The organism is Streptomyces misionensis (assembly GCF_900104815.1).
Taxonomy (GTDB): domain Bacteria; phylum Actinomycetota; class Actinomycetes; order Streptomycetales; family Streptomycetaceae; genus Streptomyces; species Streptomyces misionensis.
Map to the genome: position 1 here is coordinate 8,100,112 of NZ_FNTD01000004.1, position 15,364 is coordinate 8,115,475.

12 protein-coding genes and 3 pseudogenes are annotated in these 15,364 nt (G+C 71.2%); 9 read left to right on the forward strand and 6 right to left on the reverse strand.

Annotated features, from left to right (window positions below; all coding sequences use genetic code 11):
* The first annotated feature begins 224 nt into the window (after positions 1 to 224).
* Positions 225 to 731 carry a fascin domain-containing protein gene (locus BLW85_RS37570; protein WP_070025704.1) on the forward strand — a complete coding sequence of 169 codons (507 nt, stop codon included), beginning with the start codon at positions 225 to 227 and terminating at the stop codon, positions 729 to 731.
* A 370-nt stretch (positions 732 to 1,101) separates the two neighbouring features.
* Here the strand turns inward: BLW85_RS37570 and BLW85_RS37575 are convergent, their stop codons facing one another.
* On the reverse strand, positions 1,102 to 1,323 hold the full coding sequence (locus tag BLW85_RS37575; protein ID WP_074995891.1) for a hypothetical protein: 222 nt from the start codon (positions 1,321 to 1,323) through the stop codon (positions 1,102 to 1,104).
* A 326-nt stretch (positions 1,324 to 1,649) separates the two neighbouring features.
* Between BLW85_RS37575 and BLW85_RS39850 the strand changes: the two genes are divergently transcribed.
* The gene (locus BLW85_RS39850; protein ID WP_208624943.1) at positions 1,650 to 2,270 is read left to right on the forward strand and encodes a hypothetical protein; all 621 of its coding nucleotides are present in this window, start codon (positions 1,650 to 1,652) and stop codon (positions 2,268 to 2,270) included.
* Positions 2,271 to 2,412: 142 nt separating this feature from the next.
* On the opposite strand, the gene BLW85_RS37585 is transcribed toward BLW85_RS39850, so the two are convergent.
* On the reverse strand, positions 2,413 to 3,324 hold the full coding sequence (locus BLW85_RS37585) for a LysR family transcriptional regulator (protein WP_074995892.1): 912 nt from the start codon (positions 3,322 to 3,324) through the stop codon (positions 2,413 to 2,415).
* A gap of 146 nt (positions 3,325 to 3,470) precedes the next feature.
* Here BLW85_RS37585 and BLW85_RS37590 point away from each other — a divergent pair, with 146 nt between their 5' ends.
* Both BLW85_RS37590 and dctA read left to right on the forward strand, forming a co-directional pair.
* The gene (locus BLW85_RS37590) at positions 3,471 to 4,589 is read left to right on the forward strand and encodes a PrpF domain-containing protein (RefSeq protein ID WP_074995893.1); all 1,119 of its coding nucleotides are present in this window, start codon (positions 3,471 to 3,473) and stop codon (positions 4,587 to 4,589) included.
* Entirely contained in the window at positions 4,586 to 5,983 is a 1,398-nt protein-coding gene (gene dctA, locus BLW85_RS37595) for a C4-dicarboxylate transporter DctA (protein ID WP_074995894.1), read from the forward strand. Before BLW85_RS37590 ends, dctA begins: the two co-directional genes overlap by 4 nt.
* Positions 5,984 to 7,041: 1,058 nt before the next feature.
* On the opposite strand, the pseudogene BLW85_RS37600 reads toward dctA, so the two are convergent.
* A pseudogene (locus BLW85_RS37600) lies at positions 7,042 to 7,535 on the reverse strand (PhzF family phenazine biosynthesis protein); the annotation flags it as partial.
* Between the two features lie 102 nt (positions 7,536 to 7,637).
* Here BLW85_RS37600 and BLW85_RS37605 point away from each other — a divergent pair.
* The gene (locus BLW85_RS37605; protein ID WP_074995895.1) at positions 7,638 to 9,329 is read left to right on the forward strand and encodes a DUF885 domain-containing protein; all 1,692 of its coding nucleotides are present in this window, start codon (positions 7,638 to 7,640) and stop codon (positions 9,327 to 9,329) included.
* Between the two features lie 389 nt (positions 9,330 to 9,718).
* Here BLW85_RS37605 and BLW85_RS37610 read toward each other — a convergent pair whose 3' ends face one another.
* Together BLW85_RS37610 and BLW85_RS37615 are read right to left on the reverse strand one after the other, a co-directional pair.
* On the reverse strand, positions 9,719 to 10,369 hold the full coding sequence (locus BLW85_RS37610) for a response regulator transcription factor (RefSeq protein ID WP_074995896.1): 651 nt from the start codon (positions 10,367 to 10,369) through the stop codon (positions 9,719 to 9,721).
* Positions 10,357 to 11,628: a sensor histidine kinase gene (locus tag BLW85_RS37615; protein ID WP_074995897.1), complete on the reverse strand. Its 1,272-nt coding sequence runs from the start codon at positions 11,626 to 11,628 to the stop codon at positions 10,357 to 10,359. The genes BLW85_RS37610 and BLW85_RS37615 overlap by 13 nt, the downstream gene beginning before the upstream one ends.
* Positions 11,629 to 11,829: 201 nt before the next feature.
* Between BLW85_RS37615 and BLW85_RS37620 the strand changes: the two genes are divergently transcribed.
* Both BLW85_RS37620 and BLW85_RS41010 read left to right on the forward strand, forming a co-directional pair.
* On the forward strand, positions 11,830 to 12,279 hold the full coding sequence (locus BLW85_RS37620) for a hypothetical protein (protein WP_403422808.1): 450 nt from the start codon (positions 11,830 to 11,832) through the stop codon (positions 12,277 to 12,279).
* A 1,164-nt stretch (positions 12,280 to 13,443) separates the two neighbouring features.
* A pseudogene (locus tag BLW85_RS41010) lies at positions 13,444 to 13,809 on the forward strand (Tn3 family transposase); the annotation flags it as partial.
* Between the two features lie 69 nt (positions 13,810 to 13,878).
* Here BLW85_RS41010 and BLW85_RS37635 read toward each other — a convergent pair.
* Positions 13,879 to 14,577 (reverse strand): GntR family transcriptional regulator, encoded by a 699-nt coding sequence (locus BLW85_RS37635; protein WP_074996376.1) that lies wholly within the window; start codon positions 14,575 to 14,577, stop codon positions 13,879 to 13,881.
* Positions 14,578 to 14,677: 100 nt separating this feature from the next.
* Between BLW85_RS37635 and BLW85_RS40690 the strand changes: the two are divergent.
* Positions 14,678 to 15,028, forward strand: a pseudogene (locus BLW85_RS40690) (YbhB/YbcL family Raf kinase inhibitor-like protein); the annotation flags it as partial.
* Between the two features lie 81 nt (positions 15,029 to 15,109).
* Positions 15,110 to 15,334 carry a hypothetical protein gene (locus tag BLW85_RS37645; RefSeq protein WP_074995900.1) on the forward strand — a complete coding sequence of 75 codons (225 nt, stop codon included), beginning with the start codon at positions 15,110 to 15,112 and terminating at the stop codon, positions 15,332 to 15,334.
* The last annotated feature ends 30 nt before the right edge of the window (positions 15,335 to 15,364 follow it).

Here is a 15,364-nt window from a genome sequence, read left to right on the forward strand (position 1 = left end):
CTGCGCTTTGACGGACTTCTCCCTTCACGCTCACGGGAGGCCGGGCACGGACCCGGTAGGGCAATTCGGTTCGATCCAGAGGATCCCCGCCGCGACGCGGTATTCGCTGAACGGGAACCTCGCTGCGGCCCCGTTCACGTCATCACATCAGCGCCGCGACATCTGCCGACGACGGCGCTCATCCATCTCGTCCGCGATAGCTCCAGACGGAAGGAACGGCCAACATGGCCTTATCGGAAGCCGACTTCGCGAAGCTCGGAGACACTCCGATCACGATCCAGTCGACGCACTACCCGAACGTGTACCTGCGTATGGACGGGACCGGCGTGACCGCCCCCAGCGATCCCGGCGGCGGCAAGGTCAACTGTCAGTACGGCACCGGTGCCTGGACGACGTTCAAGGTCCGGCCGCAGGCCGACGGCTCGTACGCGTTCGAGTCGGTGGCCTTCCCCAGCGTGTTCCTGCGCATGGACGGCACCGGGGTGCCGACCAACATGAGCGGCGGGGGTACGGTCAACTGCCAGTCCTTCATTGGCCCCTACGAGAAGTTCCGTGCGCGCGCCCAGCCAGACGGTTCGTTCTCCTTCGAGTCGGCGACCTTCACCAACATCTTCCTGCGCATGGTGACCGGCAGCGGGGTCACCACCGCCACCGGCCCCGGCGGAACGGTGAACTGCCAGTACAACGCCAACGGCGGCGGCGACGAGAAGTTCTTCCTCGACAGGGCATAGCTTGATCCCTTCCGGCCCTGTGCTTCGCATTGGGCCGGAAGGGATTGTCGGAGCGGCACTCTCTTGAGGTGTGTACATACACCACGGGCCGCCCACCCCACGCCCGTGGCGGCGGGCACCACACGGCCGGTACGCGCCGGGTCCGGCGCGGCGTGCGACCGGCTGCTGCAGCAGATGCTCGCGGTCAGGGTGTTGGGGTGCGCGCTACGCGTGAAGCCGGCCGGCCTGCGGCTTCGGACGCGGCGGCCAGGGTACGCGGGGACGGGCTGCCGGCCGCGGCGCGGATGAGCCGCATAGCCCGGCCCAGGATCCGGCCTGGCACGTACCGGGCGCGGGCGGGCGGCCGGTGGGCGGCGGCCGCGGTGGCCTGTCACAGCTGTCCGGCCCTCGCCTCGTCGGCGCCGGCGCCCCGGACGAAGGTGATCACGGTGCGGCGGGTGGGCAGCCGACCGTCCAGAGCCCGGCGCGGCGTGCACGCGCACACATGCAGCCCCAGCGCGCCGGCCCGCCGGGCGGTGCCGTCGAAGGTCCGGATGCCCTTGGCCGTCCGCAACCAGCCGCGCAGTTCGGCGAGTTCGACGGATCCGATCACCGCGGGCGCTATCAGCTGACGCCGAGGAGGGCGGCGAGCAGGCGGACGGCGCGACGGGGGACCAGCAGCAGGCGGCCCAGGCTCCGGGACAGCACGACGGCGAGGTAGCGGCCAGTGTCGCCGGCGGGCCTGGCGCCCAGCGATCCAGTGCTCGACGGTGGACTTGTTGGTCCGTAAAGCGGTGCCGCACTCGGCGGCCACCGCCCGGACCGCCTTGGCCAGGGCCGCATAGGTCAGCCCGGAGTCGGCGACGAGGTTCCCCAGCTGGTGGTTCGGCGTGCGCGTGGTCATGAGTACCTGCCCGTATACCGGCCAAGACGACGATCATGGCCAACACCTCGGGCAGGGACCGGCAGACCCTCACGTTCGAGCGTCAGCAGGAGTTCTGGGCGAGCGGGTTCCGCGGTGCGGGGTGGCAGTCCGAGCGGTTCGTCGAGGGCATGGCGAACTACGACCGCGTGCTGCGGCCATTCGTCAACCAGATCCAAGGTGAAGTCAACCCGCGCCTGCTGCGCCTGGGCCTGCCGATGGCCCAGCGCGCCATCGACGTCTTCCGGGCCACCACCGCACTGGCCTGCTTCCTGCACCTCCCGACCTGGCCGCGCGCCTTTCCGCGCAGGACCGCGGTGGCGACTGGCAGCTCCCCGAGAATCCGGTACCGACCAGCACCCCATGAAGGCCACAGCGCGGTTCACACCGCTTGGCCCGTACGAGATTCGACGGTATACGTCCTGGTGCCGGCACCACACTCACACCATGCCGGCCCGCGCGTCATCAGAAGTCCGGTGCGATCTGGCAGTTCACCGCCACCGGCGGATAGCCGGACGCGCACTGTGCCGGCCCTGCTGGCGCCGCCGCCGTCAGGTGGGTCTGAACGCGGCCGGCCGGTGGACCTGTCTCGCATGGCAGACATGCCCTGGCTCACGCCGGGACCGGAGACCTCTTGAAACGAAATGATCCAACACGCCTGCGGCGCGGCCGGCTTCGTCCTGTGATCACTGATGAGGCCACACGATAATGGGCTGTTTTGTCCGGGATGGCTGGTGTCTTCACTCCTCAAGGCGTTGAGGCGGCCGGACTCCAGCAGTGTCACGGTCTGGGTGCGCGGGCCGCGGCGGTGTCGTGGAGGAGTCCGGCGAAGGTCAGGGCGGCGGGGGTGAGCGGGTGATCGGTCATGTGGACCAGGAGGATGCGGCGGATCGGGGCCGGCGGCTGGAGGGGCAGGACGCTGACGCCGGGGCGGGTGCCTTCCAGAGCCAGGGTGGGTGCGAGGGCGACGCCGATGCCGGCGGCGGCCATGGCCTGGGCTTCCTGGTAGTCGTGGGCCTCGTAGACGATGTGGGGCTCGAAGCCGACGGCGCGGCAGCCGCGGACGAGGGCTTCGGCCACCGGGTGATGGTCGGCGCGGGTGATCCAGGGGTCGTGGGCGAAGTCGGCGAGTGAGGCGGTGCCGCGGCCGGCGAGTGGATGGTGGTCGCTGACGAGAAGGGCCGGTGGGTCGTCGAGGAGGGGGGTGACGACGATGTCCTTCCGGTCGATCCGGTTCCAGTCGTAGTCCCACATCAGCGACAGCTCGATCTCCCGGTTCTCCAGCATGGTCCACAGCCCGGCGATGCGGGCGCTGCGGACGGTCAGCCGTACGCCGGGGTGGGCGTCACGGAAGGCGATCACGGCCTGCGGGAGGAGCGAGGCGCCGACGGTGGGGAAGGTGCCGATGCGCAGGGTGCCCGCGCGCAGGCCGGCGTAGTCGGCGAGTTCGTTTTCCGCGGCCTGCAGTTCGCGTTCGATCCGTTGTCCTCGTTCGGCCAGCGCCCGGCCGGCGTCGGTGAGGGTGACGCCCCGGGCGTGGCGTTCCAGCAGGGGCTGGCCCGCCTCCGTTTCCAGGCGGCTGATCTGCTGCGACACCGCTGACGGCGTGTAGTTCAGGGCGCGGGCGGTCGCGGTCACCGAGCCGCGCCGGGCGACCTCCGTGAACAGCAGGATGCGCCGGACGTCGAGCATGCCGCCACCTCCAGTATTCACTCCAGCTTAATAGCCATGCAGATTTCCGAGATTGTACTTCACGCTGCCGTAACCCACCGTGGAGGACACCACGCACGGCGAGACCGTCGGTGGACTTCCCCTTTCATGGCTGTGAGGAGTCGGTTGTGCTGCGTCTGCAGGGTGAGATGATCCGCGGAGGAACCAGCAAGTGCTGGATCTTCGACCACCGCGACGTGGCCGCCACGGGCGTGGACGTCGATACCCTCCTGCTTGCCGCCTTCAACGCCGCCGACCCCCGCCAGATCGACGGTGTCGGGGGCGCCTCCTCCACCACCTCCAAGGCCGCCGTCGTACAGGCGTCGACCCGGCCGGGCGTGGATGTCGAGTACGCCTTCGCGCAGGTCGGGATCGGCGACGAGCGCGTGGAATGGGCCAGCAACTGCGGCAACTGCGCCACCGCCGTGGCCCTGTACGCCGTCCACCACGATCTCGTGCCGATCACATCGGACACCACCACCGTCCGCATGCTCAACGTCAACACCGGGGCCCGCCTGACCGGCACCATCCCCACCCCCGCGGGCGTGGCCCCGGAGGAGGGCACGGCCGTGGTGCCGGGCACCTCGGCGCCGGGTGTGCCGGTCCTGCTCGGGTTTCAGGACCCGGCGGGCTCGACGACCGGCCGGGCACTGCCGACCGGCCGGGCACTGGACGAGCTGACCGGCCCGGACGGCCCCGTCGAGGTATCCCTGGTGGACGCCGGGGCGCCCGCCGCGCTGTTCGAGGCCAAGGCGTTCGGCCTCGACGGCACGGAATCCCTCACCGCGTTCGCCACCGCGGTGCCCGCGCTGACGCTGCTGCGCCGCCAGGCAGCACTCGCCATGGGCCTGGCCCGCGAGGGCGATCCGGTCAGCCACGCGGTGCCGAAAGTCGGCATCGTCGCCCGCCCCGCCCCCTATCGCACCACTCAGGGCACACTCGTCAACCAGGACGAGTACGACCTGGCCGTGCGCATGGTCTCCATGCACGCCCCGCACCCGGCGATCGGCCTGACCTCCGCCGTGGCCCTGGCCACGGCCGCCGCCACCTCCGGCACCCTCGCCCACCGCGTCGCCCGGCAGACCGCCGACGGCACGCTGCGCCTGGGCTCCCCCGCCGGCGTGGTCACCACCCGAGCCGTCCCCGCACCGGAGGGCGCGTCCCCCACGGTGCTCCTGCACCGCGCCGCCCGGCGTATCGCCCGAGCCGAACTCCTCGTTCCCGTCCTGGAAGGACGCCCCGCATGAGCCGCAACGACGCCGCCCCGGGTACCGTCACCCCACCACCGGGCCGCATCCGACGGATGCTGTCCCACCTGTACGTCCAGTGCCTGATCGCCGTCCTCCTCGGCGCCGCCGTGGGCGGGCTGTGGCCGTCTGCCGGTGCTGACCTCAAGCCGCTCGGCGACGGCTTCATCGCGCTGGTGAAGATGCTCATCGCGCCGATCATCTTCTGCACGGTCGTCCACGGCATCGCCTCTATGGGCAACGTCCGCACGGTCGGCCGCGTGACCCTGAAGGCCCTTGTGTACTTCGAGGTGCTGACCACCGTGGCCATGGTGATCGGCCTGGTCGTCGTCAACGTCGTGAAGCCGGGCAGCGGTCTGCACATCGACCTCTCGACCCTGTCCACCAAGGGCCTGCCGCCGGAGGCGGCCACGGCCCACGAGGGCTTCGCCGCCTTCCTCCTCGCCATCATCCCGGCCACCCTGGTCAGCGCCCTGACCGGCAACGAGATCCTGCCGGTGCTGCTGGTGTCGGTGCTCATCGGCTTCGGCCTGCACGCCAGCGGGGAGGCCGGCCTGAGCATCGCCCGGAGCATCGAGAAGTTCTCCGCGCTTTTGTTCACGCTCATCCGCTGGATCATGCGGCTCGCCCCCGTCGGCGCGTTCGGCTCGATGGCCTTCACCATCGGCAACTACGGCCTGGGCACCCTGCGTCACCTGGCCCTGTTGGTAGGCTCGTTCTGGCTGGCCGCCCTTTTTTTCGTCCTGGTCGTCCTCGCGACCGTGATGCGCCTGAACGGACTGCGGCTGTTGCCCTTCCTGCACTACATCAGGGAAGAGCTGCTGATCGTCCTCGGCACCTCCTCCACCGAGCCCGTCCTGCCGCGCATGATGGCCAAGCTCCAGCACGCGGGCGCCTCGAAACCGGTCGTCGGCATCACGCTGCCCGCCGGGTACTCCTTCAACCTCGACGGCACCGCCATCTACCTGACCATGGGCTCGGTCTTCCTCGCCCAGGCCGTCGGCATCGACCTCAGCCTCACCCAGCAGCTGGGCATGCTCGCCGTCATGCTGCTCACCTCCAAGGGTGCCGCAGGCGTCACCGGCTCCGGCTTCGTCGCACTGGCCGCCACGCTCAGCGCGGTTCCACACGTCCCGGTCGCCGCCCTCGCGCTGATCTTCGGAGTCGACCGGTTCATGTCCGAAGCCCGCGCCCTGACCAGCCTGGTCGGCAACGGCGTCGCCACCCTGGCCGTCGCCCGCTGGGAGGGCGAACTCGACGAGGACCGCGCCAGGGCCGTCCTGCGCGGAGAGATCCCCTACGCCCCCACCCCCGCTCCTTCTACGGTGCCGGCCGAGCCCGATCCCAAGCAGACGCCCGCACCAACCCGCGACCGAGTTCCCGCCGCAAGCTGAAGTCGTTGGGGAGAGCCGGCCTGAAGCAGACGCTCCAGGCCGGCCCGACGCGGTCCCGGGCGTTGAGCGCCTGGCGCAGCAAATGCTCGATGAGAAGCGGGTCCGACGCGGAGGCGAGGGCAAGACGCGTACGGACGTCAGCACGCCTGCCCGACTTCTTGCCGAAGCGGACAGGCGGCGTCCTCTCCTGATCGATACGGACCCCGCCCACGGTTTCGAGACTGGGCGGAGCCGGCCGTCCGCCCCGTGTTCGCCGACCTGAGCTGACCGGCGCAGTACACCGTCCGCCGGCGGGAGCACCAGGAGGAGCTGCGCCGGGCCGAGCGGGAGGCCCGCCGTCCGGTGTGCACGGGCTGCGGCCCCCGGTTCACCGACGAACGGTGGAAGGCCATCGAGCACACCGGGTCGGGAGCCCCGCAGGAGGCCTAACCGCACCTGTGCGACGACTCCGAAGCGAGAAGGGCATCCGCTGGGGCAAACGCCCGCTCATGACAGCAGCCTGACAAACGCTCCGGCCGTTCAGACCACCAACGCCGCCTGCATCGCACGGAATGTCTCACGCAGTTCCCACGTGGCGAACCTGCGAGACCTGTGCGACCTGGACTACGGCGAGCACAGCGTCTTCCCCGTCTACGGCGGCAAGTGACGCCAGACCGACGCCACCCCGCGCCGGCACGGGTCGGCACGACGCACCAGCCGGATCGCGCGCCGCGCCATCACGACATGCCGAGCCCGTGCCCCACCCCCTGCCGCCATGCACCGCACGGTGCTCACCTGCTCCGAGGCCGCGGCTGCCGTTCAGGCCCGGCCGAAATGGCGCCGCCCGTGCGGCGCTGGCGGCCGCGGCGTTGGCCTCTCGCCATCACCTTGGACGCCGTCGTTGTCAACGTCTCCTGCCCTCCATCCGGCGCGACGCCGGCGGCGGCGTCACCGGCCTGCACCGGGTCGTCGACGGCTACACCCTGATGTTCGCCGCTTTGCTGCCGTCCGCCGTACAGCTCGCCGGGTGCCGGCCGACGTCTGAGGGGGCGATCCTGCCTGGCGTGTCGGCAAAGGCGTCAGCGGGGGAGGAGCACGGCTGTGCCGGTGACCCGGACCCGGGCGTCCTCGGGTGTCACGCCGATGACGAGCTCGCTCGGGCGGCCCATGTCCTCCCCCTGCCGCACCGTGATGTCCGCAGGCCCGGTGAACAGGCCCAGGTCGCGGAGGTAGCCGCCGAACGCGGCTGCCGCCGCGCCCGTCGCCGGGTCTTCCACGACACCGCCGACGGGAACGGGTTCCGGGCGTGGAAGGGGCGGGGGGACTCGCGCCACACCAGGTCGATGGTGGTCCAGCCGTACCGGTGCATGACGCCGGCGGGCGCGTCGACATCGTAGTCGAGCGCGGCCGGCCGTTCGCGGGAGGCCGCGGCCGGCACCAGGTAGTCGTTGCCACCGAAGGCGACGTGCGCCGGCAACGCGGGGTCGAGGTCAGACGCGCTCCAGCCGAGGGCCGCGAGGGCGTCCTCCACCTCGACCGTGAACGCCTGGCGGGACCGGGTCGGCACACTGGACGCCTTCGGTATGCCCCGGGAGGCATGAGGGACCGAGGCATCGGGCGCCGGCGACAGAGACCGCCTTGAGACAGGTGTCCGACAGTACGTCAGAATGCCCGCATGGTAGATGAATCGATTACTCCGCGTGCCATTGCCGACAGACACTTGGACCAAGTGGCCGCGCATGACCCGATAACCTCGGCTTGGCTGGGCTTGAGACGTGGTGACGACCGGCAGCCGGATCTCTCGCCGGAAGGCTTCGCGGCCCACGCCGAGATCGCCCGCCACACTCTCGCAGCACTCGACGCCACTCCCGCATCGGACGATCCGGCTGAACGAGCCTGCGCCCGGCTACTGCGCGAACGCCTCACCGCCGAGCTCGCGATGGACGACGCCGGCGAGAACTTCCGCCAGCTGCGCACCGTCGGTGCGCACGTCGACCAGGTGCGGACGATCTTCTCCTTCATGCCCACCACCACCGATGAGGACTGGGCGGTTGTGGCCGGACGACTGCGCAACCTCCCCGGTGCGCTGGACGGTTACCGGGTCACCCTTACGGAGGGTGTCTCCCGCGGCCTGCTTGCCGCTCCCCGGCAGGTCACCGGGGTGATCGGCCAGCTCTCCGACTGGACCGGGGAGGCGGCTGGGCGGCACGCGGGCAGGGACGCGGGCTGGTTCGCCGCCTTTGTCTCGGACGGCCCCGACCGGTTGCGCCCCGATTTGGACGCCGCCGCCCGGAAGGCCACCGCCGCTGTCGCCGAGTTCCGCGACTGGCTGCGCGACACCTACCTCCCCGCGGCGGCGGACACCCCGGACGCCGTCGGCCGCGAGCGCTACCTGCGCGCCGCGCGCTACAACACGGGTGCCGAGCTGGATCTGGACGAGGCCTACGCCTGGGCATGGAGCGAGTTCCACCGGACGCTCGCCGAGATGCGTGTCGAAGCCGAGCGGGTACTGCCCGGCTCCACCCTCCTGGAAGCCATGCACCACTTGGACGGACACGGTCATACGGTCAAGGGCGAGGAGGCTATCCGTGATTGGCTGCAGCGGCTCATGGACGAGGCGATCACCGCTCTCGACGGGAGCCACTTCGACCTGTCCGGCCCGATCCGCCAGATCGAGTCCCGGATAGCGCCCGTGGGCAGTGCCTCCGGACCCTACTACCAGGGCCCGAGCCTCGACTTCAGCCGCCCCGGACGCACCTTCCTGCCTACCCTTGGCCAGGACACCTTTCCGACCTGGCAACTCGTCAGCATCTGGTATCACGAGGGCGTTCCCGGCCACCACCTCCAGCTCGCCCAGTGGGTCGCGGTTGCCGACCGGCTCAGCCGCTACCAGGTCACCGAGGGCATGGTGAGCGCCAACATCGAGGGCTGGGCCCTGTACGCCGAGCGCTTCATGGACGATCTGGGCTTCTTCTCCGAGCCCGCGCGCCGCCTCGGCTTCCTGGACGGGCAGATGCTGCGCACGATCCGTGTGATCGTCGACATCGGCATGCACCTCGAACTCGCCATCCCCGCCGACTCGGGCTTCCACCCTGGCGAGCGCTGGACACCGGCACTCGCAACGGAATTCATGGCCACCTACAACGGCAGTCCGGCGGCCCGCCGCAAGAGCGAGATCGACCGCTACCTCGGCTGGCCCGGACAGGCCATCGGATACAAGCTCGGCGAGCGCGCCTGGCTCCAGGGCCGTGCGGAGGCGAAGCGTCGTCGTGGCGCCTCCTTCGACCTCAAAGCCTGGCACATGAAGGCGCTTTCCCAGGGCTCTCTCGGCCTTGACGATCTGGTCGACAACCTCGCGGAACTCTAGGCAGCTTCGTCTGGGGCAGTCCGTCGTTGGTCCAGGCATGCCGTGGCGGCGAGGGTGATCATGGCAACGGAGCCGTCCTGGACAACCACATCGTGTTTCGACCCGCGGGACGCCCCACTTGGGAGTACAGACCCGAGGACCGCCCGGGCGACGGCGACCGGCGGTGTGGTGGTTTGTGTTGGTTTTGTGCGGGTGGGAGGGGGTGGGTGTGGGGTGGGGGTGGGGCTGGGGGCTGGGGGTGTCTAGGCCGGCGGGGTGGATGTGCGCGTGGTGTGGGGCTGGCTGGACGGCGAAGCGTGGTGAAGAGCACCTTGTCCGAAGGGGGCCGCGTTCCCCGTCACGTGGCGATCAGCATCGTTGTTGCCCGGGTATGCGGGTGAGATCGCGTGTTATGTGGTGGCAACTCGCAGGAAGCGCAGCACCGCCAGGACGCGGCGGTGGTCGGCGTCGGCCTTGGGCAGGTCGAGTTTGGTGAAGATGCTGTTGATGTGCTTGGCGACAGCGCTCTCGCTCACGACCAGTTCGGTGGCGATGGCGGAGTTGGAGCGGCCGCCTGCCATCAGTTGCAGTACGTCCCGCTCGCGTGGTGTGAGCCGGTCGAGTGGGTCGCTGTGGCGGCGTACCAGCAGTTGCGCGACGACCTGCGGGTCGAGAGCGGCACCGCCGGCCGCTACCCGGCGTGCCGCTTCGGCGAATTCGTCGATGTCGGCGACGCGTTCTTTGAGTAGGTAGCCGACGCCCGAGGTGTTGGTGGCGAGCAGGTCGGCGGCGTACCGCTCTTCCACGTACTGGGACAGCAGGAGCACGGCGGTGTGCGGGTATTGGCGGCGGATCACCAGTGCGGCGCGTACTCCTTCGTCGGTGAAGGCGGGCGGCATGCGTACGTCGGCCACGGCGATGTCGGGCCGGTGCTCTTCGACGGCCGCGAGCAGCGCTTCGGCGTCGGCGACTTGTGCGCATATCTCGAAGCCGGCCGCTTCCAGCACCTTGACCACGCCGATGCGCAGCAAGAGGGAGTCTTCGGCGATCACGGCGCGCACGGCAGCTCCACGGTGATGACGGTCGGGCCCCCGGCGGGGCTGTGGCAGGAGAACGTGCCGTCGACGGACGCGGCGCGCTTGGCGAGTCCGGCGAGCCCGGTGCCGCCGGCTGCTGCGGGATCCGCGCCGCCCGCTCCGTCGTCCGTGACGGTCACCAGCAGTGTCTCCCTGTTCCGCTTCACCGTCACGTCGGCCCGAGTCGCCTGGGCGTGTTTGACCACGTTTGTCAGGGCTTCGGAGACCACGAAGTACGCGACGGCTTCGATGGTGGGTGAGGGGCGCTGCGGCAGGTGTACCGCCACGCGTACCGGGATCGGGAGGCGGGCGGCGATTCCGGACAGGGCGGCGTCGAGGCCGCGGTCTTCAAGGACGGCCGGATGCAGGCCGCGCACCAGGTTGTTCAGCTCGGCGATCGCCTCCTTCGCCTCGCGGTGGGCTTCGTCGATCATCGTGCGGGCGTCGGCCGGCAGGTCGCCGAAGGCGGCTTTGGCCAGGCCCAGGTTGACGGCGAGTGAGACGAGGCGCTGCTGGGCGCCGTCGTGCAGGTCGCGTTCGATGCGCCGCCGCTCGGCGTCGGCGGCGTCGAGCACGCCGGCCCGGCTCTCGGCGAGGTCGGCGACCCGGCGGGTCAGCTTCTCCGTGCGGCTGGGGCCGAGCAGGACTTCGGCGGCCCGGGTCTGCAGGCGTATCAGGGCGCTGGTCAGCCGGGGCCCGAGGAACAGCAGGGCGAGGCCGCCGGCGGTGATGTATACGGCCTGCGTGCTGTAGCCGAGGTCGGTGACCCGCCACTGCGGGGGCAGCGCCCAGATCCATACGTAGAGGGAGGCGGCCACGAGAGCGGTGGCCCAGACGGCGAGGACGGTGAGGTCCAGGACGGCGAGCAGTGGACCTGCCACGGCGTGGTAGCAGGCCTGCCGCCACAGGGCCCGGCCGGTCAGCCGGCGCACCGGCGACTTCCCGTTGCCGCCCGGCCCGGGTACGGCGGGGCGCGGGAGGTCCTTGCCGGTGAGCGCCCGGTAGCGTCGCCGCTGCCCGGCGGTCAGCAGGGGTGTCACCACGAGTGTGAGCAGCACGGGCAGCAACGTCACGGCCGCCGCGGCGGGTGTTCGCACCGACGCCGCCATCGCGCCGAGCAGCCAGAGCCACAGCGGCACCGCCGCGAGGTGGAGCGGCAGGCCGGCGGCGACGAGCGCGCTCCGGTGTCCCGCCTTGCGAAACTGCCGGCCCGGCACCCGCTGCAGCCACGTCATGAAGTGCATGTGCCAAACGGTAAAGCCGCAGGCCATCCCCGTGCCATGACGCTCGCGCCCGGTTCGGGGGTGCACTTGTCTCCACCCCGGGCCGGAACTCTGCGTGACTGACGGCGCCCTGGTGTGCGGCGGAGGGTGGAGCACGTGAAGGGGAAAGCCGGCGGGGAGCGGGAAGAGACGATGCGTCAACTGCGATGGTGCGATGAGGAAGTGGCCGCTGCCGAGGGCTTCGGCCGCGCCGGGGTCATCCCTCTTGACGAAGGGCCGGGGGCGCCGTGCCCGGCGCGGGGCATGCGGCGGGCCGGGCGGCTGCTGGTCGCCTGCGGGCTCGCCCTGCTGCCGTGGCTGTACGTGCTGGCCACCGGCCTGCCGGCCACCGCGACCGCGGCGCACTGGCCGCTCGCCTGGGTCGGACTCGACGCGCTGGAGGCGTTCGGCCTGATCGTCACAGGGCTCCTCGTCGCCCGCGGCGACCGGCGGCACGCCCTGGCGGCCGCCGCGACCGCGACGCTGCTTGTGGTGGACGCCTGGTTCGACACCACGACCGCGGCCCCGGGCGGCGACTTCGCCACCGCGGTCGCCATGGCGCTCGGCGCCGAGCTGCCGCTCGCCGCGGTGTGCGGCCGGCTGGCGCTACGGACGCTGAGCCGGCCCGCGTGACACCGACCGGCCGGCCACGTACCGCGGGCCGAATCGATCCACCGGAGAACACCATGCACCGCATCACCACCGCCTCTGGACCCGCTGGGCGGTCGCGCCGCCGGGTTGGCCGCCGCCTGGTGGCCGGGTGAAACAGCGCCCTGTCTGCGATGTGCCGGTTGGGTGTCGGTGGGTGAGTGTCAGGGAGGGCACGTCAGGTAGGTGTGATGTCGCCGGTCGGGCTTTGAGCGGGGGAGGAGTGACTGCTGTGGGGCCGTGCATGCGACGGCCGCGGCTGACACGCGGCGATTGCGCGGTGGCCGTGCCCGCTGCTTCTCCGGGGCCGCTGGCGGCGTGGGCTGCAGGGCGGGGCGGCTGCGGGGCGGCCTCGACGGCCGGTGCCGCGCCCGCCCGTTCCGTGCCCAGCGCGGCGAGGGCGGCGGCGCGCTGCTCCGCGGTGAGCTTGTCCCGCCTCGGCTTGGTGTCTGGGAGCCATACCCCGGGTTTCACCGGCACCGGCACCGGCTCGACCTCGTCGTCGACCGTGATCCCGTCGACCGTGCTGCGCGGGACGAGCCGCTTCCCCTCCTTCTCCACCCACCGGGTCGGGGCGGTCGAGCCCCGCTGGAACGCCGCCTCGGCCTTGCACCCGGCCTTCTTCGGCCCCTCAACGGCGGTGGCCGACGCCGGCTGGAGCTCCGCCGGGGTGGCGGCCGTCCGGGGGGGCGCTCCGAACGTCCAGCGTGGCCGGCCGCTCCCGCTGTTCGGACATGAGCTGCGCCCGGGCGCCCGGCTCCTGCCGCCGCCATCTCCAGGTGCCGATGTCATCACCCTTGAAGGTGACGCCCGGCGCGCTGCGGGGAGGGACGCCGTCGGTGTCGACCGGATGGGCGAGCGCCCGGTGGTGCCGCTGTCAGTTCCGCGGCCAGGGGTGGTTCGGGTTCGCGTCGTTCTGCGCCGGCTGCTGCGCGCGCTCCGCCGCCCGCTTCGGGTCCGTGCCGAGGCCGTCCCTTCCGTTGGTGGTCTCCTCGTCCGTGCCCCCGCGCCTCGGGTGGTTGGTCGTCTCCTCCTGCGCGGTGTTCCAGTCTTCGGCGGCATGGGGGGCGTCCTCGGTGCTCTCCGCGGTGCGGCGGTAGGAGGGGTGGGTGGGGTCCCTCTTGCGGGCGAGGTGGGGGCGTTCAGGTCCTGCGGCGTTTCACCCGGGGCGGGCCCTGGCACCCTGCCTGCCGGGCGATCGGGGAACTGGGGCGGCCGGTGCGTATGGCGTTCATCTGCGGCTGCTTCGCTGATGCCGGCCTGCGTCGCGGGATCGACGACGGCCTCCAGGCCGTCGAGAACCGGATCTTCGCCGACCACGGCCTGTTCTGCGGCAAGGACGGTGACCTGGCCGGCTCCGGCAAGGAGTCCCAGGAGATCTCGGTGCTCGCCGTGCGCCTGCTCCAGTCCGCGCTGGTGCAGGTCGACGCCCTGCTGCTGCGGGACGTCCTGCGCGAGGTGAAGTGGCAGAAGCGGCTCACCGACGCCGACCGGCGGGCTCTGTCCCCGTTGTTGCGGACCCGCGTGCTCCTACGACCGGTTCGAATTGGACATGGATTCCCCCCTCGACCCCGCGGTTGTGGCCTAACCCTGGGTGGCCTGGCCTGTGTCGTCGGCCAGAGCAGCCGCGGTCAGGGTGAGGTGTTGGACCAGGACCGCGGCTGCGGTGCCGGCGTCTCGGGCCAGCACCGCTTCCTCCAGCTTGCGGTGTTCCTCGGCGCCGTCGCGGTCGGGGTTGCGGTGTGCCGACCAGCGGCGGGCCAGCGCGCTCGCGGTCCACAGCCGGTCGAAGGTCTCCAGCAGTGCGTGGTTGCCACACCCTTCCAGCAGCGTGCGATGGAAGGCCCTGTGGGCCTCGGCCCATGCGCTGGTGTAGTACTCGCCTTCTTCCGTCGCGTACGCCGGAGTGCGCGCAAGACGATGGTGGGCGGCCCGCACGCGGGCCTCCCAGTCGACGTCGCCGCGCTCGATGGACATGCGCAGCACTACCGGTTCGACGGTCCGGCGGGCTTCTGCGATCTCCTGCCAGCGGCGGTCGGAGAAGGACGGGACCGCGAAACCGCGGTTGGGCAGCCGGTCGGCGAGCCCCTCGCCGACCACCCGCACGAGTGCCTCGCGCACCACCGCCAGGCTCACGCCCTGCTCCTTGGCGAGTTCCTGCGGTTTGAGGGGGGCGCCGGGGGGGTGGTCCCCGCGCATGATCGCGTCCCGCAGGTGTGCGTAGACCTGCTCGGAAAGCATCTGCTTCCCCGGCGGGGTCGAGGAGTGCGCCGTCTGACTCATGAACCGCATCCTAGACGATCCACTGGATAATCGATTATCGATGGTATGGTCGATTCAGTAGTCGATGAGGGCGCCCTCGCCCGGAACAGGAACGGCCGCTGTGCCTGCCAACGACCCCTTCGCCCGCCTCCCCAGGGCGGACTCGTTCAGCGTCACCAGCACTACCGTCACCGACGGCGCCGCGCTGGCCGCCCGAGCAGTACTCCTGCAGCCTGCCTGGCGGGAAGGACATATCCCCGCAGCTGTCCTGGAGCGGCGCCCCGAACGGCACCAAGAGCTATGCCGTCACCGTCTACGACCCCGACGACGCCCCCCACCGGACCCGGGTTCTGGCACTGGGCGGTCGCCGACATCCCCGCCACCACCACCGAGCTCCCCGAGGGAGGCCGGTGACGACAAGTCGCGGGGTCTTCGTGGAAGGTGTCGCGCACCCCGAGCTCGGGCGCTGCGGCGCCTGATCCGGCTGTCGGCGCAGGCGTTGTTCCACCCGTACTGGCGTGGCCGGCCTGGCCGGCGCTGAGCGGTGCCCGTCATGCCCGGCCTGCCGCCTGATCCGCCCTGCCTGCGGGCGATCCTCGCGCACCTGAAGCGGCAGGTCGCCGAGACCGAGACGATTGGCATCTACCTGCGGCTCCAGCGCGACGAGGTGCGCAAGGCCCTCGCCCGGGCCTCCTCGGCCCCCACCCGGGCAGGCACGCCACAACGCTCTGAACCCCAGCAGCACACGCCGTTGGCATCCCGGGCGCACGGTGGCTGACCGCGAGTTCATGGCCCAGCTCAACCGCAG

Excerpts from the sequence above, each read along its gene's own strand:
- BLW85_RS37645 (WP_074995900.1), top strand. The coding sequence starts at position 15,110 with ATGCCCGGCCTGCCGCCTGATCCGCCCTGCCTGCGGGCGATCCTCGCG.
- BLW85_RS37570 (WP_070025704.1), top strand. The coding sequence starts at position 225 with ATGGCCTTATCGGAAGCCGACTTCGCGAAGCTCGGAGACACTCCGATC.
- BLW85_RS37615 (WP_074995897.1), bottom strand. The coding sequence starts at position 11,628 with ATGCACTTCATGACGTGGCTGCAGCGGGTGCCGGGCCGGCAGTTTCGC.
- dctA (WP_074995894.1), top strand. The coding sequence starts at position 4,586 with ATGAGCCGCAACGACGCCGCCCCGGGTACCGTCACCCCACCACCGGGC.
- BLW85_RS37605 (WP_074995895.1), top strand. The coding sequence starts at position 7,638 with ATGGTAGATGAATCGATTACTCCGCGTGCCATTGCCGACAGACACTTG.
- BLW85_RS39850 (WP_208624943.1), top strand. The coding sequence starts at position 1,650 with ATGGCCAACACCTCGGGCAGGGACCGGCAGACCCTCACGTTCGAGCGT.
- BLW85_RS37635 (WP_074996376.1), bottom strand. The coding sequence starts at position 14,577 with ATGAGTCAGACGGCGCACTCCTCGACCCCGCCGGGGAAGCAGATGCTT.
- BLW85_RS37585 (WP_074995892.1), bottom strand. The coding sequence starts at position 3,324 with ATGCTCGACGTCCGGCGCATCCTGCTGTTCACGGAGGTCGCCCGGCGC.